Raw genomic sequence first — 24078 nt, forward strand, 5'->3', positions numbered from 1 at the left:
ACGCAGCGGTGTGAGACGGGCATTCTTGTGGATGTTCATTCGGACCCTCCGATGGATGCTGAAGCGTGGTAACTCCAGTCTCCTCGGTCCGGTCCGAATGGACAACCTCTCGAAAGCTCACACCTAGTGCCGGCAGTGGCACCGCTGTTGTCCGTCGACAGGTCCCGCGCTTGCTCGGTGCGACCAACAACCTTAAGCGCTAGGGCGTAACCTGACCCTGCAAGATCTCCTCACCGACTATAAGGTGCGCCTCACGATCTGAGACGATGGGACAGGATGGCTAAGGAGGTGCGCCGTCTTGCATGCCCCGCCAGCGAGGCGAACCCTCTCGGCTACGCGCGCCACCAGCGACGCTCCATATCGTCAGGCCTGCGTCTCATGCTCAGATGAGCCGGTATTTGGCTCTCTCATCAGCAAACCGAGAGAGCCCATGCCAAGACGGAAGCAAGCAAGACGAACGAGCGTCAGAGATATCCTGCGCCTGACCCATAAACAGGGCAGTCCGGTGGGCCAAGGTGGCAGAGCAACTGAGGTTCGGCAAGACTTCGGCTTCCACCTATCTGCGGGCGCTGGAGACGGGCTGTCGTGCAGGCCCTGCATGCGGCTTTGAGGACGATGCGATGTTGAAACACCGTCTGTTGCGCCGAATCGGCCGTCGGCCAAACGTTGGGTCGTCATCAGGTTCTCGACAGCTTCCCGGTGTCAAATCCAAACCGTGGTCGGCGATCCCCACCAGGGTGGGAAGGCAGCGCTGATATAGCCGAACGTCGATCAAGTCACGATCAACGATTGCCTCATGTCACATGCCCTGCGGGACTGAAAAACGGAGAAGAACATGTGCGATGCAAAACTGAAGACCGTGCTTTCGCTTTTTTCGCCGGTGGCCAGCAAATTAGATGCTCTCTCGTCCAACGGACCAGCGACGGATGCAAACTGCGTTAAGCTAAATACGAACGAGAACCCGTTTCCGTTGCCGAAGAGCGTAATGCAAAGTGCAATTGCTGCGATCGAACACCAGTATCTTTATCCGGAAGACGACAATCTCAGCTTAAGGGCAGCTGCCTCCGATGCTTACGGATTTTCCAAAGATCAGGTGATTGCCGGCAACGGTTCGTCGGAGCTGCTCGGACTCATCTACAGAGCTTTCCTCGCCCCAGGAGATAGAGTGGCAATGCTGTCGCCCGGATTTTCGTTCAACCGTAAACTTGCCATGTTGCAGGGTGCCGAGTTTCTCGAAATCGCATCGAGCGAAGCTCATCCCCTGCCGATAGAAAAACTGCTGTCCGGCCCCGCAAAAGACGCGAAGTTCATTCTGTTGGCTAATCCGAACAATCCGACCGGAACATTCGTGCCGGTGGCCGAAATCGAACGCCTTGTGGAGCAAGCAGATCGCTTGGTCGTCTTGGATGAGGCCTACGTTGACTTCGCACCCGACAATGCCCTGCGCCTCGTCAATAGACATCCGAATCTTTTGATCTTGAGGACTTTTTCAAAGAGCTATGCTGCCGCTGGCGTGCGAGTCGGCTTCGGTTTCGGTCACCCAGAAATCATTGGCAGGCTGCGCAACATCCAGAATGTCTTCAACATGAACGTGATCGGGCAGGCGGTCGGGAAAAGCATTCTTGCGCATCGCCACGCCTACGAAGAGAACCACAGGCACATCAAGCATGAACGACAGCGAGTGACCCTGGCGCTGTTGCAACTTGGCTTTTCCGTAACACCCTCCCACGCAAACTTTTTGCTGGCCCGTGTGCCGGCGGGACAGGAGGGCTCATGCTGGCAAGCCGCGTTGAAAGAGCAGGCGATCCTCATCGCCAGCTTTCCTGACGTAGATTTGAAGAACTGTATTCGCGTCAGCATTGGCACCACAGAGCAGATGGACAAATTCCTTGCTGCCGCCGAACGCGTCTGTATGAACTTTAAGAAGGATCGCGGTGCTCACAAGCATGAAGTCGATTCACATTAAGCATCAAGTAATGATATGTCGTGAGCTATGATGATTAGCGAATAAATATAGGTAATTTGGAGAACAATTAATTGAAGAAAATTTCCGCTTCGGGCCTGACCTTCGGCATCTTCGATCATCTGGACGAAAACGGCGATGACATCGCACAACAATATGCAGATCGGCTGAGCCTAGCAGAAGCGTGCGATGGCTATGGCTTTTATGCGTATCATCTCGCCGAGCACCACTGTACGCCGCATGGCAGAGGTCCATCACCGAATTTGTTCTTAGCGAGCGTCGCCCAGCGAACCCGCAGTCTTCGTGTTGGTCCCATGGTAATGCTACTTGCGCTCTATCATCCGCTGCGTGCCTTCGAGGAGATCTGCATGCTTGATCAGTTGAGCGGCGGCAGGCTTGAACTCGGCATAGGGCGCGGCTCTGCTCCCACTGAATTGGGATACTTCGGGGTTGCTGTAGAAGCAGCACCAGAACAGTATGCGGAGGCCAGTGAGATTCTCATCAATGCGATGAAAGGCGGGACGCTTTCTTATCAGGGCCGCCACTTTGAGTTGAAAGATGTTCCGCTGACGTTGAGACCTCACCAATATCCCCGTCCGCCGACATGGATCGCCACCAATCGACCCGAGCCGGCTAGCTGGGCCGCTGCGAATGGGGCAAACATCGCCTGCGTCGGACCTTCCACTTCTGTTCGCAGCGTTACCGACGCGTTCCGCGCCGCCCGAATTCACGATGCTGACATTGGCCAGCAAGCGCCATTTCTTGGATTGCTCCGAATGGTGGTGATAGGGCGTTCTGAAACAGATGCGTATTTGCTCGCAGCACCTGCCTATGAACGATGGCTCAATAGCTTCAAATTTCTATACGAACTAAATGCCATTTCCACTCCACCAAACTTGCCTTTGAACTTCGATGCAGCAATTGAAAGTGAATTGTGCGTCGTGGGAACGGCAGATTCTGTCCGAAAAGCTCTCCTTGATCAGCTGGAAGAGGCAGGTGCTAATTATCTTCTGTGTCAACTGGCATTTGGGGATTTGCCGCTGGATGCCTCACTATACACCGCATCGGCCATTGGATCCGAAATCATGGCTCGAGTTGCCGCATCGTGAATCCGTCGTGTGATTGGAGGAGCAGCGGCAGCGCTGCTCCTCATTGCGAAACGGTTGTGGGGGCCGGACTCCTGTGTCAGGTGTAAACCATTGGAGCACGTCCTATCTGATCCAGGTCATATCCTGCGGCTTTGAAGTAGTTGGCACATTCGGCTGGGGTGAAGAGGTCGACGACCGCGCCGAGGCGTCCTGACCTTGCCCCTCTGATCTAATCCGGTTTGAAGTTCGTTCTGGCCCATCCAGAGGACCAGGACATGAAACGCAGCCGCTTCTCTGAAGAGCAGATCATCGGAATTTTGAAGAAACACGAGGCCGGGGTATCGGTTGGCGATCTGTGCCGCAAGCACGGGGTCAGCGACGCCTCGATCTACAATTGGAAGGCCCGCTTCGGCGGGATGGATGTCACCGAGGCTCGGCGACCTGAAGGCGCTGGAGGACGAGAACACGCGCCTGAAGCGGCTTTTGGCCGACGCCATGCTCGACAATGCCGCGTTGAAGGACCTTGTGGGAAAGAAATGGTGACGCCCGCCGCCAAGCGGAAAGCTGTCGCTCGCCTGAAGGAAGGCTTCGGGATGAGCGAACGGCGGGCGTGTAAAGCCATCGGCTGTTGCCGCATGACGGTTCGCTACCAGACCAGCAGGCCGGACGACCGCGAGGTTCGCGAGCGGATGAAGGCCGATCGCGCAGGAGCGTCGCCGGTTCGGCTACCGGCGTCTTCTCGTGATGCTGAGGCGGGAGGGCCTGGTCGTGAACCACAAGAAGCTGTTCCGGCTCTATCGGGAGGAGAAGCTCGCCGTCGCCGCCGTGGCGGCCGCAAGCGGGCGATCGGGACCAGGGCGCCGATGCTGGTGCCGCTGAGGCCCGACGAGCGCTGGTCGCTCGACTTCGTATCGGACCAGCTCACCGACGGGCGCCGCTTCCGCATCCTGGCCGTCGTCGACGACTGCACGAGAGAGTGCCTCGCACTCATCGTTGATACGTCTCTCTCGGGCATGCGGGTTGCCCGCGAATTGGACGGCTCATCACCGAGCGGGGCCGGCCCAGGATGATCGTCAGCGACAATGGCAGCGAGTTCACCTCGAACGCCATCCTCTCCTGGGCGGATCAGAACCGCGTCGAATGGCATTACATTGCGCCCGGCAAGCCGATGCAGAATGGCTTCATCGAGAGCTTCAACGGCCGACTGCGCGATGAACTGCTCAACGAGACGCTGTTCACCTCGCTGGCTCAGGCGCGCGTAGCCATCGCCCTGTGGCACGCCGACTACAACACCGCGCGGCCGCACTCCCCCCTGGCAGACCCCGGCCAAGTTCGCCAGCACCTTCAATCCGCGACGGTCGCTCGCGCTGCGCTATGCCAAAGGCTCCGCGCCAGCGCCCGTCGCTTCACCCGCCCAGCAGGGCACAACCCACGCCGGAAACGAACTCAAAACTGCTGGGGCAACGTCAGTCCCATAGAGCCTTGATGGTTATCTCGGCCTTTGCTCGCAGCAGCGCCTTAGGTTGGGCGAAGGCGTTCTCAATCGGATTGAAGTCGGGACTGTAGGGCGGCAGTTAGAGCAGGCTCGCCTGCGGCCTCAATCGCGCCGCGCAGGGTTCTCCAGGCGGATGTCGCCAATGTCAAATTTGCTGGCATCCATGTCGCCCTCGCCAACCGCACAAGCGAAGGCCAGAAAGCCAACATGTGTTCTGCGGCTTAATTAAGAGTCAGCCGATGTCGGCCGAACATCACCTTGTCTCGAAGTCGACGATCGGACAGCAGGTTGCGAAAGTTGGCGCGATGCGAAACAAACTGCTGAAGCGCTCAACTTTTATTGATCACGCGTGTTGGACGCGACGCACTCCCGTTCCAATCGGGCTGAGCGCAAATTCTCCCGGTTCACAAAACTGAGTCGCTGGAGTAGTGGGGGCGCAGAGAAATCTCCGGTCGCAGCCTTACCCGGTCAAAACAAGGATACCAATGATGAAGACTCTCGCCGTCTGCTCTGGCGGATTGGACTCCGTTTCCCTTGCTCACATGGTGGCAGCGGAGCACGAACTCACCGGCCTTCTATCTTTCGACTATGGCCAACGGCACAGGAAGGAATTGGGCTTCGCCGCTCTTTGCGCGCAGCGACTGAAGGTCCCGCACCAGATCATCGACATCGGCGAAATTGGCCGTGGCCTTTCCGGCTCAGCGCTGACTAGCAGTATCGACGTGCCGGACGGCCACTACGCCGAAGACACGATGAAGATTACGGTGGTGCCGAACCGCAATGCCATCATGTTGGCAATCGCCTTCGGTCTCGCCGCCGCCCACAGCGCCGAAGCGGTGGCGGCGGCCGTGCATGGTGGGGACCATTTCATCTATCCCGATTGCCGTCCGGCCTTCATTGAAGCTTTCCAGACAATGCAAGACCGCGCGCTCGACGGCTATGCGCAGATACGCCTCTATGCACCGTATGTGAATCTCGGAAAAGCTGACATTGTTGCGGATGGCGCAAGATACGGCACCCCGTTTGCTGAGACCTGGTCCTGTTACAAGGGCGGCGTGCGTCACTGCGGACGATGCGGGACCTGCGTCGAGCGGCGCGAAGCGTTCCATCTCGCCGGGCACGCTGATCCCACCGACTACGAGGACGCCGATTTCTGGCTTGAGGCGCTGCGCAGGAGGCGCGCGTAATGTTCCACATCAGCAAGGAATTCCACTTCTCGGCCTCGCATCAGCTCACCTCCTTGCCTCCCAACCATCAATGCGCGCGCCTGCACGGGCATAACTATGTCGTCGTAGTGGAGCTGTCGGCCAAGGAACTGGACGCCCACGGCTTCGTGCGCGACTATCACGATCTGGCGCCGCTCAAACGCTACATTGACGAGAGCTTCGACCATCGGCACCTCAACGACGTGCTGGGACATGAGAAGGTCACGGCGGAATGCCTGGCCAGACATTTCTATGAATGGTGCAAGGCACGTCTGCCGCAGACCGCGGCCGTGCGCGTTAGCGAAACACCGAAAACTTGGGCGGAATACCGTCCGTGACCGACATGCATCCCGCAATCCGTGTGAGCGAGATATTCGGGCCGACTATCCAGGGCGAGGGCGTGCTCATCGGCTTGCCGACGGTGTTCATCAGAACCGGCGGATGTGATTATCGCTGTTCATGGTGCGACAGCCTTCACGCGGTGGACAATCAGTATCGCCATGAATGGCTACCGATGCCGATCGATGCCGTGTGGCAAACCGTCCATGCGCTTTCCGGCGGCAGGCCGGTTATGGTCTCCTTGTCAGGCGGCAACCCGGCCATTCAGCCGTTCGGTCCCCTCATAGAACGAGGCCATCGCGAGGGCTATCGTTTTGCACTGGAAACGCAGGGTTCCGTGGTGAGGGAGTGGTTTGCGGATCTTGACGTGCTGACCCTTAGCCCAAAGCCGCCGTCCAGCGAGATGACGACCCGTTGGGCTGCGTTTGATGCATGCCTCGAAGCGGCGCAAGAGAAGCCGCAAATCGTGCTCAAGCTCGTCGTTTTCGACGAGAGTGACTATGCCTACGCCAAAGAAGTCGCGGCGAGATATCCGCACCTTCCGATCTATCTGCAACCCGGCAATCACACGCCGCCGCTCCCTGGCAGTGAAGACGCCTCTGTCGACTTGGACGGAATAATGATGCGAATGGAATGGCTTGTCGAAAGGGTGACTAGCGACAGGTGGTTCGAAGCCCGCGTGTTGCCGCAGCTGCACGTTCTGCTTTGGGGTAACAAGAGGGCGGTCTAGTCTGTGGCTTGCGTCGCACCGGAAGGCCGGGCTCCAACGGCTTGGCAGGCTCTCTTCGCGTGCCGAGTACAGCCGAGCTTTGTTCGCGTCAGCGGTCTCGCGATTGTGCGGCTGGAAACCGCCCGGACACCCCGCTGCCGGCGTGTGTCACCTTGACTCCGATGAGCTGTCGTCACGCAAAGTTGAAATCCGCAAGAACTGGCCTTCTCGCCCCACCTGCTCCGTCGCAAGCACGTCATCCCCTCATCCTTGTCCAGCTCTTATCGATGTATCTCATTGTCCGGCCTGACGCACGACTGTCAGCATGGGAATGCATCCATTGCGCAAATGCCTTCCATAAAGAAGATCGATTTCCTCATTGGCCCAACGTGAAATATAGCAACGTTTTCGTGGCGTGGGTCGGCTGCGTCGGGAGTAGCGATGAAAACGTATTGGGGTCGCCTGCGTCTCCTTGGGCAGCGAGTGTAAAGTATAGCGATGCGGCCTCCGGCGCGAACGGCAGCCGCGCAGTGATCACCTTCGCCTGTGCCTTTGCGGCGGGGGTCAAGCGCTGGTCTGCTAAAATTTTTTATCGTTTAGCTGGTTGAAACTGCCCCCGTTGCGGGCTGCAGAAGCCGGCCAGCCGAGAAACGGCAGCCGCACTTATGAAAGCACGCCAAGGCGTGCGGGCATCTATCAGTTGCAAAGGACAATACTGGCCGCGCCGATTGGCCATCACGCGTCCATTAGGGCAGCCACCAACATCAGTTCGCAAGAGGAGCAAAAGTAATATGTATCGTCGTCACCTGATCAAAGGGTTGGTTGCGCTCGGCGCATGCCGGATTTGCGTTCAAGCCGCCCAAGCGACCAGTGCCCATTGGGGGTACACCGGTCCGGTCGGACCGGAGCACTGGGCTGATCTGGATAAGGAAAATTTCGTATGCTCTGCCGGCACGCAGCAATCGCCGATCAATATCAACAGCGCGGTCAAGGCGGATATCCCGCATATCGCCATCGGCTGGCACAAGGGCGGCGGCAATATGGTGAACAACGGCCACACCATTCAAATCAATATGCCACAAGGCAGCACGCTGACCCGCGGCGATCGTGTCTACGAACTGGTACAGTTCCATTTCCATGCGCCAAGCGAACATCACGTGGCGGGCAAGAGCTTCCCGATGGAGGTGCATTTCGTTCACAAGGACACGCAAAGTGGTACTCTGGGCGTGCTGGGCGTCTTTTTAACGCCCGGCGCGACAAATGCCAGCTTTGCTGCCCTTGCTGCGGCCTTTCCCGAACTGCCGAATGGGGAGGTGACGATCGACGAGGTGAATCCCAACTGGCTTCTGCCAGCCTCGCTTGGCTATTGGACTTATGAGGGCTCACTGACGACGCCGCCGTGCACCGAAAACGTCGAGTGGATGGTGGCGATGGAACCGGTTGACGTTGATCCGGCAGACATCCAGCGATTTGCCTCACTCTACCCGTCGAACGCGCGCCCTATTCATTCACCCAATCGACGCTTCATCCTGCGCCAGAGTTGAGCGCCGCCCCAGCGGTTCCGCACGGTCCAACATTCTTGGCACAAGTTGGCGCGAAGCCTCCTCTTCCGGTCTGGCGGTCTGACGGCGCTCCCCAAGCTGGCTAGTCTAAATGATAGGGATTCGGTGCCGACACCACTCGTCCCAAATACGTCGCGGCGAGGTTTGTCTGCAACCCGGCAATCACACGCCGCCCCGCCGTGGTAATGAAGACGTCTCTGTCGAGTCCGACGGAATATGATGCGCATGGAACCGCTGGTAGAAAAGGTGACCAGCGACAGGTGGTTCGAAGCCCGCGTCTTGCCGCAGCTGCACGTTCTACTCTGGGGTAACAAGAGGGTAGTGTATACCTTCTCCTAGCTTCGCCGCCAACTACTCGGTTTTCCGAATTGCTCTCTATATTCTTGAAGACGATGCGTTCGTTAAAGACATGTGCTGCGCACCTGGTGTAAAAGCTGCTCTCATCATGCAGAGGTCAAGCCAGTCGGGCTCATCCGAGGCTATGGCCGTGAGCACTGTTCAGTTCGGCAGAGAGGGCGCTTTTGTACACACTTTGCGATCGTGGCGGCCCCGTGGGCAGATCTGCAAGCTGCCGCGACACTAACCTCTCGAAGCCCGCCCGCCCGCCTTTCGTGCAGCTTCCTCTGAACAAAACCACCGCTCGCCCTTCAATAGGTTGATGCGTGTCTCCCAGTAAGATTCCTGTCCAAGAACGTGATAATCTTCTTGCCAGTGTTGTAGCTGATGTTGCCCTTGATGCCGCAGCCTACCGCGGCGGGACCAAACTCAATGGCAAGCAGGCCGGCTAGGATCGTGCAGCCAGTCGCGAGCCTCGCCCACAACGGGGTCTCACGCGCATGAGGGCGCCGACCATGGGTTCGGCGGTTCATACGCGTATAACACGTATCTTTCTGAAAAAATCAATGCTCTCGGCTAAGCTACTGAATTATTTGGCTTCCATATAGCGCGTCGGCGGAACCAACTTGTAGACGGGCTATGAAAGGTTAAGCGCGGATGTCTATCGGCCGCCGGCGTTCCCGCTCTGTAAGCCTGCCTGAACTACCCGCGCCGCGGTCAAGCCCCAGGCTCCTGCTCATCCAGCGACCGCCCGATCAATGGCAGGCTGGAAAGACAAGAGCCGATGTCTTCCGATGGTCTCGCCATCAGCTTTGGGCTAACTTCCCCATTCTCCCGCTTCGAGCTCGACACACGGCGGTTTGGATGGCGCACGACAATCTGTGTCGGCTTTGTCGTGTCCGTGACAGACGCCTGAAAGGCCCGTTCGCGCGTTTTGCCGCCGTCTAAGCGGCTGGAATTTAATGACAAAGTTTCTTCTGGGATCGGCCGATCACGCTGGTACGCTTTTTGCGATGCTTGGTGTGAGGCGGCACGAGCTGCCTATCGGCACTTGTGTCGCGGGCAGTCGCGATAATTAGAACGAAGGAAGGAAAGCTATTATGTCAGGTCTGCGTCAGATCGCCTTTTACGGAAAAGGCGGCATCGGCAAGTCCACCACGTCCCAAAATACGCTCGCTGCCCTTGTCGACCTCGGGCAGAGAATCCTCATCGTAGGATGCGACCCCAAAGCCGATTCCACACGCTTGATCCTGAATTCGAAAGCTCAGGATACCGTCCTGGATCTCGCCGCACAGGAAGGCTCGGTGGAAGACCTCGAACTCCAGGACGTGCTCAAGGTGGGCTACAGAGGCATCAAGTGCGTGGAGTCCGGCGGCCCCGAGCCGGGTGTCGGTTGCGCCGGCCGCGGCGTCATCACCTCGATCAATTTCCTCGAGGAGAATGGCGCTTATGACGATGTCGATTATGTCTCCTATGACGTCCTCGGCGACGTGGTATGCGGCGGCTTCGCCATGCCGATCCGCGAAGGCAAGGCCCAGGAGATCTATATCGTCATGTCCGGCGAGATGATGGCGCTCTATGCCGCCAACAACATCGCCAAGGGCATCCTCAAATATGCCCATTCGGGCGGTGTGCGGCTGGGCGGGCTGATCTGCAATGAACGTCAAACCGACCGCGAACTCGATCTGGCCGAAGCACTGGCTGGCCGATTGAATTCCAAGCTCATCCACTTCGTGCCCCGCGACAACATCGTCCAACATGCCGAACTCAGGAAGATGTCGGTGATCCAGTACGCGCCGGACTCAAAGCAGGCAGGGGAATACCGCGCTCTGGCCGAGAAGATCCACGCCAATTCGGGCCAGGGTACGATCCCGACGCCGATCACCATGGAGGAGCTGGAGGAGATGCTGCTCGACTTCGGCATCATGAAGACCGACGAGCAGATGCTTGCCGAGCTTCACTCCAAGGAAGCGGCGAAGGCGGCGGCCCAGTAGTGACATTAGCGCTGCCATGAATCGGCGCGCCTTGCAGAGAACGGCGCCTATTCTTTGAGGCGTCACCCAACCTTGAAAGGGGGACTCATGAGCCGGGAATACGAGAATGACGGTGCTCTTCATGCGAAGCTTATCGAAGAGGTGCTGTCGCATTATCCCGACAAGGCGGCGAAGCGCCGCAAGAAGCACCTCAACGTCGCAAAGAGCGGCAACGAGGCTGGCGGGGAAAGCGAGGTCCTTTCCGAATGCGACGTCAAATCGAACATCAAGTCCATTCCCGGGGTGATGACGATTCGCGGCTGTGCATATGCTGGTTCGAAAGGCGTGGTGTGGGGGCCAGTCAAGGATATGGTCCATATCTCGCACGGCCCGGTCGGCTGCGGCCAATATTCTTGGTCGCAGCGCCGCAACTACTACGTCGGTACAACGGGCGTCGACACGTTCGGGACAATGCAGTTCACCTCCGATTTCCAGGAGAAGGACATCGTCTTCGGCGGCGACAAGAAGCTGGAACAGATCATTGACGAGATTGAAGTCTTGTTTCCGCTCAACAACGGCATCACCGTGCAGTCCGAATGCCCTATCGGCCTGATTGGCGATGACACCGAGGCCGTTTCTCGCAAAAAGACCAAGGAGTATGACAAGACGATCGTGCCGGTACGCTGCGAGGGCTTCCGCGGCGTCTCGCAGTCGCTTGGCCACCACATCGCCAATGATGCAATCCGGGATTGGGTCTTCGACAAAAAGGATGTCAAGTTCGAGGCCGGCCCCTACGACGTCAACGTCATCGGCGACTACAATATCGGCGGCGATGCCTGGGCCTCGCGCATACTGCTTGAGGAGATAGGGCTGCGCGTGGTTGGCAACTGGTCGGGTGACGCCACACTCGCAGAGATCGAGCGCGCCCCGAAGGCTAAGCTCAATCTTATCCACTGCTACCGGTCGATGAATTACATCTGTCGGCATATGGAGGAAAAGTATGGCGTCGCCTGGATGGAGTACAATTTCTTCGGTCCCTCCCAGATCGAAGCCTCTCTGCGCAACATAGCCAAGCATTTTGGGCCGGAAATCGAGGAGAAGACCGAAAAGGTCATTGCCAAGTACAGGCCGCTTGTTGATGCGGTCATCGCCAAGTACCTGTCGCGCCTGGAAGGAAATACCGTGATGCTCTATGTCGGCGGCCTGCGCCCCCGCCACGTCGTCACGGCCTACGAGGACCTCGGCATGGTCATCGTGGGCACCGGCTATGAATTCGCCCACAGCGACGACTATCAGCGCACCGGCCACTACGTGAAGAACGGCACGCTGATCTACGATGACGTGACCGGCTATGAGTTGGAGAAATTCATCGAAGGGATTCGCCCAAATCTGGTCGGCTCGGGAATCAAAGAAAAATACCCGGTGCAGAAGATGGGCATACCGTTCCGCCAGATGCATTCCTGGGATTATTCAGGCCCGTATCACGGCTACGACGGCTTTGCCATTTTCGCACGTGATGTGGATCTCGCCATTAACAACCCGGTCTGGGACCTATTCCACGCGCCTTGGAAAAGAAGCCGGGGCGATGAGCGGGCGATGGCTGCCGAATAAACATTTGCTTCAGCCCCAGTCTCCCACTGAGACGGTGAACTCCCGCGGCCTCTGATCCGCCGGAGCCTGGAACGTCTTGACGTCCTGAGCTGCCGTCCCGCGCAGCCAGATGCAAAAGAGGTAATCATCATGCCGCAGTCGGCTGAAAAAATTCTCGATCACGCTCCCCTGTTCCGCGAGCCGGAATACAGAAAGATGCTCGCTGAGAAGAAGCTAAACTTCGAATGTCCGCACCCCGATGAAATCGTTTCCGATCAGCGCGATTTCACCCAGACGTGGGAATACCGCGAAAAGAACCTCGCCCGCAAAGCGCTTGTCGTGAACCCGGCCAAGGCCTGCCAGCCGCTGGGTGCGGTATTCGCTGCCGCCGGCTTCGAGCGAACCATGTCCTTCGTCCACGGCAGCCAAGGTTGCGTCGCCTATTACCGCTCGCACCTGTCGCGCCATTTCAAGGAGCCTGCCGCGGCGGTCTCCTCCTCAATGACCGAGGATGCGGCGGTGTTTGGCGGCCTGAAGAACATGGTCGACGGGCTCGCCAACACCTACCAGCTCTACGACCCCAAGATGATTGCCGTGTCGACGACCTGTATGGCAGAGGTCATTGGCGACGACCTGCACAGCTTCATCCAGAACGCCAAGGACGAAGATTCAGTCCCGCGCGACTTCGACGTGCCCTTTGCCCACACCCCGGCCTTCGTTGGCAGTCATGTCGACGGCTATGACAACATGGTCAAAGGCATTTTGGAGCACTTCTGGAAAGGTCAGGAGCGTACGCAAATCGAAGGAACCATCAACATCATTCCGGGCTTCGACGGCTTCTGCGTCGGCAACAACCGGGAGCTCAAGCGCCTGCTCGATGTAATGGGCGTGTCCTATACATTGATCCAGGATGCCTCTGACCAGTTCGATACGCCTTCGGACGGTGAATACCGCATGTATGACGGGGGCACGAAGATCAACGAGGTGAAGAAGGCCCTCAACGCCGAGGCAACGCTTTCGCTGCAGCATCACAACACCCGAAAGACACTGGGCTATTGCGAGGAGGTCGGGCAGGCGACGGCCTCGTTCCACTATCCGCTCGGCGTTCAGGCGACGGACGAATTCCTGATGGAGGTCGCGGCGATTTCCGGCAAGGAGATTCCCGAGGCAATTCGCCTCGAGCGCGGCCGACTGGTAGACGCCATGGCGGACAGCCAATCCTGGCTGCATGGTAAGAAATACGCCATCTACGGTGATCCCGACTTCGTTCACGCAATGGCCCGCTTTGTCATGGAGACCGGCGGCGAGCCAACCCATTGCCTCGCCACCAATGGCACCTCGGCATGGGAAGCCGATTTGAAGAAGCTGCTAGCATCCTCGCCTTTCGGCAAGGCTGCCCAGGTTTGGGCGGGCAAGGACCTGTGGGCGCTGCGCTCGCTGCTCTTTACCGAGCCGGTGGACCTTTTGATCGGCAATTCCTACGGCAAGTACCTGGAGCGCGACACCGGAACGCCGCTGATCCGGCTGATGTTTCCGATCTTCGATCGGCACCATCATCACCGCTTTGCGCTCTTTGGCTACCAGGGCGCGTTGCGCGTGCTGACGACGATCCTCGACAAGATCTTCGACAAACTCGATCGCGAGACGAGCGAGACGGGTGTGACGGATTATTCCTATGACCTCACGCGCTAAGAGCCGTGGCCGGCTTTTCGCCGAGGCCATTCCTTGCCCAATGGACTGGGGAGGCTGAGCGATGTCCTCCCTCAGCGCCAAAATCAAGGACGCCTTCGATGAGCCCGCCTGCGATAAGAACCGTGGCAAAGATGCCAAGGCGCGCAAGGAGGGCTGCTCGAAGTCGCTGACACCAGGGGCGGCAGCCGGCGGCTGCGCCTTTGACGGAGCCAAGATCGTCCTGCAGCCGATCACCGACGTTGCGCATCTGGTCCATGCGCCGCTCGCCTGCGAGGGCAATTCTTGGGACAACCGTGGTGCGGTTTCGTCAGGGCCGACCTTGTGGCGGACAAGCTTCACGACCGACCTCACCGAACTCGACCTGGTGATGGGGCAGGGCGAGCGGAAACTCTTCAAGGCGATCCGCGAGATCAAGCACACATACGCGCCGCCGGCGATCTTCGTCTACTCAACTTGCGTAACGGCGCTGATCGGTGACGACATCGAGGCCGTGTGCAAACGCGCCACGGAAAAGTTCGGTTTGGCCGTGGTGCCGATCAATGCGCCTGGCCTGGCAGGCTCCAAGAACCTCGGCAACAAGCTCGCCGCCGAGGCGTTGCTCGATCATGTCATCGGCACGGTCGAACCCGACGACCCCGGGCCCTACGACATCAACATCCTTGGCGAATTCAACCTCTCGGGCGAATTCTGGCTTGTAAAGCCGCTCCTCGATCGGCTCGGCATCCGGGTGCGCGCCTGCATTCCCGGCGATGCGCGTTACCGCGACATTGCTTCCGCGCACCGCGCCCGGGCGGCAATGATCGTGTGCTCGACCGCGCTGATCAGTCTTGCCCGCAAGATGGAGGAGCGCTGGGACATCCCGTTCTTCGAGGGCTCCTTCTATGGCATCTCCGACACATCGCAAGCTCTTCGCAACCTTGTCAGGCTGCTGGTGAGGAAGGGCGCCGATCCGGAGATCCTCGAGCGCACGGAGACGCTGATCGCGCAGCAGGAGGCGATCGCGTGGAAGAAACTCGAATCCTACCGGCAAAGGCTCCAAGGCAAGCGCGTGCTGCTCAACACAGGCGGTGTGAAGTCCTGGTCGGTTGTCCGTGCGCTGATGGAGATCGGAATCGAGATCGTCGGCACCTCGGTCAAGAAATCTACGGTGCAGGACAAGGAGCGCATCAAACAAGTTCTCAAGCACGACAAGCATATGTTCGAATACATGGCTGCGCGCGAGCTGTACGCCATGCTCTCTGAACACAGGGCCGATATCATGCTGTCGGGCGGTCGCACGCAATTCATTGCGCTCAAGGCCAAGACGCCCTGGCTCGATATCAACCAGGAGCGCCAGCACCCTTATGCCGGCTATGCCGGCATGGTGGAACTCGTACGCCAGATCGACCTCGCCATTCACAATCCGGTCTGGTCTCAGGTGCGCCAGCCGGCCCCGTGGGATTGCCAGCCTGATCTAAAAGACGAACTGCCATGCACGAAGAAGGAGTCCGGGCACCTGTTCGATGAATTCGCCGGCGCGACGGCACACGAGTTCAGCGAGTGTTGAGGCGACCGATGGCCCGCATCCTTCCCCAGACCAAATCCGCGGCGGTGAACCCGCTGAAGTCGTCGCAGCCGCTGGGTGCCGCCTTTGCCTTTCTTGGGGTCGACGGCGCGATGCCGCTGTTCCACGGCAGCCAGGGATGCACAAGCTTCGCGCTCGTGCTCTTCGTACGGCACTTCAAAGAAACGATTCCATTGCAGACAACAGCGATGGATGAGGTGGCGACCATCCTCGGCGCTGCCGACCATCTTGAAGAAGCCATCCTCAACCTCAAGAACCGCACGAAGCCAAAGCTGATCGGGGTGTGCACGACCGCGCTGGTGGAGACGCGTGGCGAAGATTGCGCGAGTGATATTGCGAACATCAAGCTGAAGCACACGCAAGAGCTTGCGGGTACGGAGGTCGTGCTGGCCAACACGCCGGATTTTGACGGCGCGATCGAAGAGGGCTGGGCCAAGGCAGTCACCGCAATGATCAAAGGGATTACAGGCTCGGGCGAACGTGCGCGGCAGCCGAAGAAGATCGCGATCCTGCCCGGATGCAACCTCACTGTCGCCGACATCGAGCATATGCGTGACATGGTTGAAAGCTTTGGGCTCAAGCCGGTTATTCTGCCCGACATTTCAGGCTCGCTCGACGGTACGGTTCCTGACCGCTGGGTAGCGACCACATACGGCGGCACCAGCGTCGAAGACATTCGCGAGTTGGGCACGGCCATGCAATGCATCGCCATCGGTGAGCACATGCGCCGCCCGGCGAAAGCGCTGCACGGGTTGACCGGCGTGCCTTACGTGTTGTTCCAGTCACTGACTGGGCTGCAGGACACGGACCGCTTCGTGTCGCTGCTGTCTGCGATTTCGGGCGCGGCGGTACCGGCCCGCGTGCGCCGGCGCCGGGCGCAATTGCAGGACGCGATGCTCGACGGACATTTCCATTTCGGCGGCAAGAAAATTGCCATCGCTGCCGAACCAGACCAGCTGTTCCAACTTGCGACCTTCTTTGCTGGCCTCGGCTCCGAGATAGCCGCGGCCGTCACAACGACCGACAGGTCTAAAATTCTCGAGAAAGTCCCGGCGGTTTCGGTTCAGATCGGCGATCTCGGCGATCTGGAAAGTCTTGCCGTCGGTGCTGACCTGCTTGTCACGCATTCGCACGGGCGCCAAGCATCGGAGCGGCTCCGAATTCCGCTCATGCGCATCGGGTTCCCGGTCTTCGATCGACTAGGCAGCCAGCACAAGCTCGCAATTCTCTATCAGGGCACCCGCGACATGATCTTCGAGGTCGCCAGCATCTTCCAGGCCAACCAACACGCGCCCACTCCTGAGGCGCTTGATCCACTCCGTAATCGAGAAATATCACGATGAACGCTGTTCGCCGCCTCTCGCTGGTCAGTAGTGAGGTTTTCGCCCCGATGCCTGAACGACGTAAGGGCGCATTGCGCGTTGCGATCGCCACTCAGGACATGCAGGACCTCAACGCCCATTTCGGGTCGGCCAGGCGCTTTGCTGTCTACGACGTGACGCGCGAGGAATGGAATCTCGTAGAAGCCGTGGCCTTCGATGACGTGTCCGATGAAAGCGGGGAGCATCGGGCCGAGCGCGATGATCGCATCACGCCAAAGGTGGATGCGCTCAAGGGCTGTCAGATCCTGTTTTGTCTGGCAATTGGCGGCCCTTCGGCAGCCAAGCTTGTCGCGGCAAAAATCCACCCGATCAAAGTGGCGGAGCCCCAATCGATCCCACAGGTGCTCTTGCGCACGCAGATGATGCTCAGGACGTGTCCTCCGCCTTGGCTGCGCAAGGTGCTGGCGCGAGCGGGCATTGCCGAAAAGAAACCGTCCTTCGAGGACGAGGACTGAAAAGAGGAGGACGCCAATGCCTGACCCCGCAATCCCCCCAGCTGTCGCCGAAGACGAGGCGGCTCTTTGCACCCCGTTCGTCAAATGCCTCGTGCGGCTGATCCGTTCTCAGGATTCCTATGGCTCGTGGGAACGCAAAGCGGACGCTGAGCTGCTGGGCGACTTCATCATTACCAAGGAACAGCGCCGAGGGATCCCAATCATCGGAGATCCCGATCCCGACGTGCTGTGGAGGCTCGACAAGTACTACGCCGCCATCGGGCTTGCGATCGAGGAGCGCTGCGGCCTTATGGCATCGCCGATGATCCAGGTGAGCCATGAGGGTTTTGGTCGGGTGCTTTTCACGACCGGACGGCTGGTCGTTTTGTCCAAAACGCTGCGCGATGTCCACCGGTTTGGCTTCGAGACGCTCCTGAAGCTCGCCACGGCCGGTACGAAGCTGGTCGACGATGCGATTTCAGTCATCGAAACCTTTCCCCACGTGGCGCTGGCATGATGGGCGCGATTTTCGAGAAAGGCCATCATGACGGACCCGAGAAACTATGTTGGCCAGTCCCCTCGATCCAGGGACTCGAGGCCGACCAGGTTGTTGGGGTATCGCCGATGAAGAAGCCGCTGGTCCTGATCTGCTCGCAAGATGCCGAGTTCTATCTGCTCTACAGCCACATACTGGAGGTTGACGGTTTCAGCAGTGAGACGGCAGACGGCGCGAAGGCTGCGCTGGCCTTGGCCGAACAACGGGAGCTTCAGGCCGTAGTGCTGGATTGCGACCCAGCCAGCATAAACGGGTCCGCAATTTGCGCCCACCTCAAGCGGGAACCGCGCACCACCGACCTGCCTATCATCGCCCTGATCGCGCCTGGCGCCGAGCACCAGCACCTCGATCTCTTGAAGGCAGGCGTTGAGAGCTTTGTGCGGCCGGTGGCTCCGGCCAAGCTGCTCGACTGCCTGCGGGCGAGGCTCGGGCTGACCAAGCGTGGTCCGAACGGGGTTGAAAACGACAGTTGGATTTGTTGTGGAGGCCTGGAGATGAAGCTCGATGCCCATCGGGTTCGCGGTAATGGCCACGACATCCATCTCGGACGGATCGATTTCAACGTGCTGCGGCTTATGATTGAGGCCCCCGGCAAGGTCTTCAGCCGGGACGAGCTTATCGGGGCGGCCTGGCTGCCCAACATTCATGTCGGTGCACGCACCGTCGATGTCCATATCAGCCGAATCAGGAGGGCGCTGAAAACGGCCTTGCCCGGCAGCGTCATTCGCACCGTCAGGTCGGCCGGCTACTCGCTCGAGAAGCCGGACGACTGAAATCGGTGATCGAACGTGGTGCCGCTCTCTCTTCCTCCTGAGAGCGGTGTTGCCGCTTTGAGGCGCTCCTAACGAAGACCAGGAGAAGCAGGCAAATGGAATTTAAAAGCATATTCAGTGTGACGGGTGCTGATCATTCTGATGAGGACCTCACAACAGCTGCCGGACTGTGTGCCGAGGTCGGCGCGCACCTATCGGTACTCATTATACCGCCTCCATTGCTCTTGATGTCGTCTCCGCCCCCCGAATGGAATACAGGACGTGCACAGGCAATTGCAGTACCGAACTATCGATTTCAGCAAATCGAGAAATTTTCACAGGACGTGACCAGAATGGAAAGACGGTCCGCGGATATCCTCAAAAGGCTGAAAGCTATGTCGCTTTCCTGTGACGTTGACACCGACTATTGCGATCCGGCTAGCCTCGGTGAAGTGGCACGACAGCGGGCGCTCTGCGCTGACCTGACGATCGTTGGAGGAGACCTCCTCAACGATGAGACTCTCGGACCTCCTGTTGTCAACGGCTGCTTGTTCGATAGCGGAAAGCCGGTGCTCATCGTGCCGAAGGGCGTTAAGGCGACGCTGTCGCCTCGACGCGTGCTGGTCGGCTGGGATTCGCGTGTAGAGGCCTCGCGTGCGGTTCGGGAAGCTCTTAGTATCCTATCCGCTGCCAAGGAAGTCTGTGTCGCTATGGTCGATCCAAAGGCGCAAAACAACGGGAAAGGCGCGCAGTCTGGAGCTGACATCGCTGCCTATCTTACTCGGCACGGTGCTCGGGTCTCCGTTGACCTGCTTAAGAGCGCCGGCAAATCGGCGGGCACAGTGCTGACCCAGCACGCGAACGACATCTGTGCTGACATGATGGTTATGGGTGCTTATGGCAGCCGTGGGCTGCGTGAGCGGATTTTCGGCGGTCCGCCGAGCTGGAGCTTTGGGAAGACCACATTGCCGCTGTTTTTGGCTCGCTGATCAGCTCCGTAGGAACACCGATCAGGTCGTAGGACCGCCAACCAGTCCGAAGTCGTCGTCGGTTACCGGTCGGATTGCGGAGACATGGCTGGATCCGCGAACATCTTGCGACGCTTGTCAGAGCCAAACCGGACGCCTCGACTGCTTCACGACGCTCTCGTGAACCAACTCGTGCGAGATCGTCCGCAACGGGCAGTAAAGACGAACGGCTGCAGCAGACCGCAGCCAAGCCACAGGGCGGGTGTACCAGGAGACCCCGCCTCGTGCGCGAACCCTGTTGGAAGGCCCCTTATCAGTACCCGGACGCGCGTCAAATCGGCGGCTGTCCCTGTCAGCCTGCGGTGTGCAAGGGCCGCTGCCGCGGAGCTTCCCCTGCCCGATCGTCGGGCGTGCGACAATGTCGGATTCCAGACGAGCTGGAACTGCGCGAACTCGTTGGTTTGACAGGTCTTTATCCGGCACGCCGCATGCATGGGAGTCTCCGAAAGCATTAAGAGCCGTTATCCATGGTTACGCCCCTCGAAAGAAAGAGCCGCTTCCGTCGTGGCAGGGAAACAGCCACTCCTGGGGTGGAGGCCGGCGCTAGAAGCCGCCGTAAGATCCGGAAGAGCCGCGCGACAGCATCACACACTTTCCTTCTGCTCTTGGGTTCGGATCACGCCGCGCCGCTGTCGATGCCGCCGACATTGAGCCCAAGACCTGGAAGGCGGCACACGCTTTTGCTGTCCTCTCAGTCGGGACCGCGGCTCAAGCATGCCTGTGAGGTTCGCATTGCTCAATGCCCGGCAATCGACGTCAACATGCCGCTGAGTTGGAAAACACTCCTAGAGGAGTAAGGATAAGTGGACCTCTTTTGTATTGGTGTGGGTGCTGGACCATCTAATTTGAGCCTTGCGTGTCAGATACAGGAAGAGATTGCGCAAGGGGCACTGTTCCTGGACCGGGAGGTCGATTTCCGAGGACATCCAGGCAGCGCTTTCGATTGCGCGGAGCTCCAGGTCGGCCACTTCCAGGATCTGGTTACTCTGGTCAATCCGCGATCAGCCTACACATTCGTAAACTACCTCCACGAGAACGGGCGTCTTTACAATTTCCTCAATGCGCAATTTCACGGGGTGCTTAGAGCCGAGTTCGCCCAATATCTCAACTGGGCGTTCCAGAAGAATCCGCTTGTCCGTGGCGGCGAGGCCGTTCGCGAAATCCGCTTTGACGGCGAGTTTCGCGTGCGGACGGACAACGCGGTCCTTGATGCAAGAAACCTCGTCATCGACATAGGCAAGCAGGCGCAAATTCCGCCTCAGTTTCATGGCTGGACTGGACCCAACCTGTTCCACTCATCTGAGTTGGCCCACATCAATCCTGAGGTGCAAAAAAAGCATGTCTGCGTTGTTGGCGGCGGACAGTCGGGAGCCGAGCTGCTACTGCACCTTGTCGGCCGGCCGAAAGAACGGCGGCCCGCGGCGATCACATGGGTCTTGACGCGCGAGATGCCTTTCGACGACCACGCGTTCACAAACGGGCTGTTCACGCCATGCTTCTCGGATCGTTTTGCTGCGATGAGCGAGGTGCATCGACAGCTGTTCCTGCGGCGTTTCGCGCTTGCCTCCGAGGGCATTTCAGAAAGCAAGTTGCGCGCGGTCTATCAGGCGCTCTACCACCACGCCTTTCTCGAGCCACACCAATGCGAGATCACATTGCGGCCAAGTTGCAACGTGTCGCGCTGCATCAATGCCGGAGCAGGGCACAGGCTCACGCTGCAACGCGGCTTGGACAACATCGGAGAAGTAACCGCCGATATCGTCATCCTGGCCACCGGGTACGAGAAACCGCTGCCGGGTTTCCTAGAACCGATCGCAGATCGCCTCGAACAGATCGGCAATGAGCTCGCCATCGGCGAGGATTTTTCGGTGTACTGGGACGGACCGCGAGACCGACGCCTTTTCGTTCAGAACGCCTGCCTTGGACAGCGCGGGCTGGCTGATCCGAACTTTGGGCTGCTGGCCTGGCGAGCGCGCCGCATCCTTGACAGCCTTCTGCGGCGCGCGCCATGCGCCAATCCCGAGCATCTAGGGTTCATCAACCGTCCCTTGACGGAGTGCTGGCCCGACCTCGGAGTCGAACAAATGGGCAGCGGGATATGATTCGTCGATATTGATGATCGGCGGTGGCATTCAGGAAAGATTTCCGCCTCTGGCGGCAAAAGCGGGACGAGCAATATTCCTACGGCGTCAGATCGCTCTGCTCGCGCTTGAGCAAGGTAGCGTCGCGCGACTCCTGCTTGGCGTGAAACAGCAAAGGGCATTCAATCACGATGCAGCTTTACGTGCTGTCGGGCTCAACGCCACGTGGATCGAGCCCAACGCCGCCGTTGGCAACCGCGACGCGAATTATGACGCCGGGCCACATGCGGCGGTGGCTGCAAGGGTACCGAGCCTCTCCCGCACTTTCGACCCCATCGCCGAAGTGCGACTACTCCAGGACGCCGAAGCCGGTCTTATCGCCAGCGGGCCAGCCAAACTCTCACCTTCCTAAACGGCAGCCGCTAAGGTGAGCCGTCGAAAGCCGACATTCAGGTTAACGTCAGCTGGCCGTGTTAGGGCTCGCTTATTCAAGGCGGTACCGGCGCTTGCCGAAGCTAAGAAGGGTTGGCATGCCCTTTGCCGTGCTTGATGTGCGGCAACACGGTGAGAGCTCCGCTGAAGCAAGCGAGAGGGAGCAATGCCCTCGAGACCGTGTCCGATTTTGACTGGAAAATATTCCGCGACAAAAGAGACGAAAGGTGTGGAATGACTTTGGACACCAAGATGGAACTGCGTATGGGGTCCCCGGCTCCTGCGCTGAAAGTGGAGAACTGGCTGCGTGGCGAGCCCCTCACGAGCCTTCGGCCCGGCAAGGTCTACCTCGTTGAATTTTGGGCGACTTGGTGCCGACCATGTGTCCACGCCATGCCCCATTTGATCGAACTGCAGGAGAAATATAAAGACAGCGGATTTGAGATTATCGGAGTCGCAGCTTGCGAAAAGGCTGCAACCGCGGACGAAGCGCGGACCAACGTGGATGCCTGGCTGACCGAGAAGTTCCCGAATCTGAATTATCGGACAGCGTTCGATTGCACTGGCGAAATGAAAAAGCTCTGGCTGGAACCCAGCTCTTCGTTCGGGATTCCCACCTCGTTCGTGGTCGACCGCGACGGCCACATCGCTTATATCGGCCACCCGGCACCTCTCGATGACGTTTTGCCGAAAGTCCTTAACGGCAGCTGGCGCAGCAGCTATGAAGCGAAAGCCGTCGATGCAAAGCGAATCTCGCGTGTGCGCGAATCGTCGCTGAGTCAGCCGATATACGCCAAACTTGGGCCGGCGATGCAGGACGAGGATTGGGCAGCGGCACTATTGGCCATCGAAGAAGGCCTCGCCGTGATGCCAGACTCTTTTGATTTTCGGCGGGTTCATGCGGATATTCTGCTTCACAAGCTGCGCGACATCAAAACCGGCTTGCCGCTTATGCGCGAATTGGTCGAGGACGCGATCAACAAAAAGTTCGAAGCGATGTCTTGGGTGGTGATGGCGCTGAACCAACTCTTCCATCCCACGATCGACAACTCCCATCTTCCGCATGATGATCGCTTTGCGATGGGCAAGGAGCTCTCCGAACAGATCCTGGAACTTAATCCTCCGCAAGGCGATGGAGACTTTAAATTCGGGTGTTACTTTCCGGTCGCTCAGTATTATTACGAGAGCGGCAACAAGGACCGGGCGATCGAGTTGATCGAGGTGGCAATCAAATCGCTGGACCATTCGGAGCCAGTGCCGGACCAAACCAAACAGCGCTACCTCACCTCGTTGCTCCAAGCCCTGGCCAACTACACGGGTGAGCCTGCCTGTCACGCGGGTCTCTGTGTGGCTCCGCAAAACAAGACTTCCGAAACTCAAAACGCTGTCACTTCCTGAGCAAGGATCGCGAAGGGCATGACAATTGGAATTGAACACCGGCAAATCCGCCCGCCCAGGCGCACTTCGCAGCAATAACGTCGATGCCGCAAAAGTGCGCGGCTTGCGGCAGGTGGAATTTCCATTGCGTTTACCTCGGGTCGAACCGCGGCGCAGGCGTTCGCGCCGCGGTGAAAGGTCTCGCATTGGTGGACGTGCTCGAGGTCGGCCACGGGACACTGTTGCGTGGGATCGGCTCGCCCAAGCCATTCCCCGCCCACGCAAGCGCCCGAACCACACATCGCAGAAAAAGAGATCGTCCTTCAAGAGGAGTACTGAAATTGGGGAAAAGCGAAATTCCTCATGAACCGGTTGGCCCTGCTGTCCACGGGGACGACGAGGCCCTTGCTTCCCCGTTCGTCAAATGCCTCCTGCGGCTCATTCGTACTCAGGATTCCTTCGGCTTATGGGAAGGCCATTCGGATGCCGAGCTGCTGGCCGAGTTCATCATCACCAAGCA

At 58.8% G+C, this 24078-nt stretch carries 18 protein-coding genes and 3 pseudogenes; 20 read left to right on the forward strand and 1 reads right to left on the reverse strand.

Features of this window, described 5'->3' with window-relative positions:
• The first annotated feature begins 835 nt into the window (after positions 1-835).
• The 3 genes and pseudogenes from hisC to EOA16_RS15485 all read left to right on the forward strand — a co-directional run bounded on the left by hisC (position 836) and on the right by EOA16_RS15485 (position 4529).
• Complete coding sequence (hisC, locus tag EOA16_RS15475) at positions 836-1966, forward strand: histidinol-phosphate transaminase (protein ID WP_063169376.1); 1131 nt, start codon at positions 836-838, stop codon at positions 1964-1966.
• A gap of 71 nt (positions 1967-2037) precedes the next feature.
• Positions 2038-3072, forward strand: coding sequence for an LLM class flavin-dependent oxidoreductase (locus EOA16_RS15480; protein ID WP_063169375.1), 1035 nt, complete (start codon positions 2038-2040; stop codon positions 3070-3072).
• 254 nt (positions 3073-3326) lie between these two features.
• Positions 3327-4529 (forward strand): annotated as a pseudogene (locus EOA16_RS15485) (IS3 family transposase).
• Here the strand turns inward: EOA16_RS15485 and EOA16_RS15490 are convergent.
• Positions 4524-4665 (reverse strand): annotated as a pseudogene (locus EOA16_RS15490) (transposase); the annotation flags it as partial. The pseudogenes EOA16_RS15485 and EOA16_RS15490 overlap by 6 nt on opposite strands.
• A gap of 369 nt (positions 4666-5034) precedes the next feature.
• Between EOA16_RS15490 and queC the strand changes: the two are divergent.
• The 17 genes and pseudogenes from queC to EOA16_RS15580 all read left to right on the forward strand — a co-directional run bounded on the left by queC (position 5035) and on the right by EOA16_RS15580 (position 23579).
• Positions 5035-5733 carry a 7-cyano-7-deazaguanine synthase QueC gene (gene queC, locus EOA16_RS15495; protein ID WP_063170389.1) on the forward strand — a complete coding sequence of 233 codons (699 nt, stop codon included), beginning with the start codon at positions 5035-5037 and terminating at the stop codon, positions 5731-5733.
• Positions 5733-6089 carry a 6-carboxytetrahydropterin synthase QueD gene (gene queD, locus EOA16_RS15500; protein WP_063169374.1) on the forward strand — a complete coding sequence of 119 codons (357 nt, stop codon included), beginning with the start codon at positions 5733-5735 and terminating at the stop codon, positions 6087-6089. The genes queC and queD overlap by 1 nt, the downstream gene beginning before the upstream one ends.
• Before the next feature lie 5 nt (positions 6090-6094).
• A complete protein-coding gene (gene queE, locus EOA16_RS15505; protein ID WP_164548811.1) occupies positions 6095-6820 on the forward strand; it encodes a 7-carboxy-7-deazaguanine synthase QueE in 726 nt (241 codons plus the stop codon).
• 770 nt (positions 6821-7590) lie between these two features.
• Positions 7591-8343: a carbonic anhydrase gene (locus tag EOA16_RS15510; protein ID WP_063169372.1), complete on the forward strand. Its 753-nt coding sequence runs from the start codon at positions 7591-7593 to the stop codon at positions 8341-8343.
• 160 nt (positions 8344-8503) lie between these two features.
• Positions 8504-8700: pseudogene (locus tag EOA16_RS33145) on the forward strand (7-carboxy-7-deazaguanine synthase QueE); the annotation flags it as partial.
• A 1097-nt stretch (positions 8701-9797) separates the two neighbouring features.
• Positions 9798-10691, forward strand: coding sequence for a nitrogenase iron protein (gene nifH / locus EOA16_RS15525; RefSeq protein ID WP_024505261.1), 894 nt, complete (start codon positions 9798-9800; stop codon positions 10689-10691).
• A gap of 87 nt (positions 10692-10778) precedes the next feature.
• Entirely contained in the window at positions 10779-12281 is a 1503-nt protein-coding gene (gene nifD, locus EOA16_RS15530) for a nitrogenase molybdenum-iron protein alpha chain (protein WP_024505262.1), read from the forward strand.
• Between the two features lie 129 nt (positions 12282-12410).
• Positions 12411-13952, forward strand: a complete 1542-nt coding sequence (nifK, locus tag EOA16_RS15535; protein WP_024505263.1) for a nitrogenase molybdenum-iron protein subunit beta — start codon at positions 12411-12413, stop codon at positions 13950-13952.
• 61 nt (positions 13953-14013) lie between these two features.
• The gene (gene nifE, locus EOA16_RS15540; protein ID WP_024505264.1) at positions 14014-15498 is read left to right on the forward strand and encodes a nitrogenase iron-molybdenum cofactor biosynthesis protein NifE; all 1485 of its coding nucleotides are present in this window, start codon (positions 14014-14016) and stop codon (positions 15496-15498) included.
• Positions 15499-15506: 8 nt separating this feature from the next.
• The gene (gene nifN, locus EOA16_RS15545) at positions 15507-16859 is read left to right on the forward strand and encodes a nitrogenase iron-molybdenum cofactor biosynthesis protein NifN (RefSeq protein WP_024505265.1); all 1353 of its coding nucleotides are present in this window, start codon (positions 15507-15509) and stop codon (positions 16857-16859) included.
• Positions 16856-17353 carry a nitrogen fixation protein NifX gene (gene nifX / locus EOA16_RS15550; RefSeq protein WP_063169371.1) on the forward strand — a complete coding sequence of 166 codons (498 nt, stop codon included), beginning with the start codon at positions 16856-16858 and terminating at the stop codon, positions 17351-17353. Before nifN ends, nifX begins: the two co-directional genes overlap by 4 nt.
• A 16-nt stretch (positions 17354-17369) precedes the next feature.
• Positions 17370-17849, forward strand: coding sequence for a NifX-associated nitrogen fixation protein (locus EOA16_RS15555; protein ID WP_024505267.1), 480 nt, complete (start codon positions 17370-17372; stop codon positions 17847-17849).
• 107 nt (positions 17850-17956) lie between these two features.
• Positions 17957-18661: a response regulator transcription factor gene (locus tag EOA16_RS15560; protein WP_224571202.1), complete on the forward strand. Its 705-nt coding sequence runs from the start codon at positions 17957-17959 to the stop codon at positions 18659-18661.
• 95 nt (positions 18662-18756) lie between these two features.
• The gene (locus tag EOA16_RS15565) at positions 18757-19629 is read left to right on the forward strand and encodes a universal stress protein (RefSeq protein WP_063169369.1); all 873 of its coding nucleotides are present in this window, start codon (positions 18757-18759) and stop codon (positions 19627-19629) included.
• An 842-nt stretch (positions 19630-20471) separates the two neighbouring features.
• Positions 20472-21770 (forward strand): SidA/IucD/PvdA family monooxygenase, encoded by a 1299-nt coding sequence (locus EOA16_RS15570; RefSeq protein WP_063169368.1) that lies wholly within the window; start codon positions 20472-20474, stop codon positions 21768-21770.
• Between the two features lie 13 nt (positions 21771-21783).
• Positions 21784-22161: a hypothetical protein gene (locus tag EOA16_RS15575; RefSeq protein WP_024505270.1), complete on the forward strand. Its 378-nt coding sequence runs from the start codon at positions 21784-21786 to the stop codon at positions 22159-22161.
• A 272-nt stretch (positions 22162-22433) separates the two neighbouring features.
• The gene (locus EOA16_RS15580) at positions 22434-23579 is read left to right on the forward strand and encodes a TlpA disulfide reductase family protein (RefSeq protein ID WP_063170388.1); all 1146 of its coding nucleotides are present in this window, start codon (positions 22434-22436) and stop codon (positions 23577-23579) included.
• Positions 23580-24078: the final 499 nt, after the last annotated feature.

Source organism: Mesorhizobium sp. M7A.F.Ca.US.008.03.1.1 (assembly GCF_003997495.1).
Taxonomy (GTDB): domain Bacteria; phylum Pseudomonadota; class Alphaproteobacteria; order Rhizobiales; family Rhizobiaceae; genus Mesorhizobium.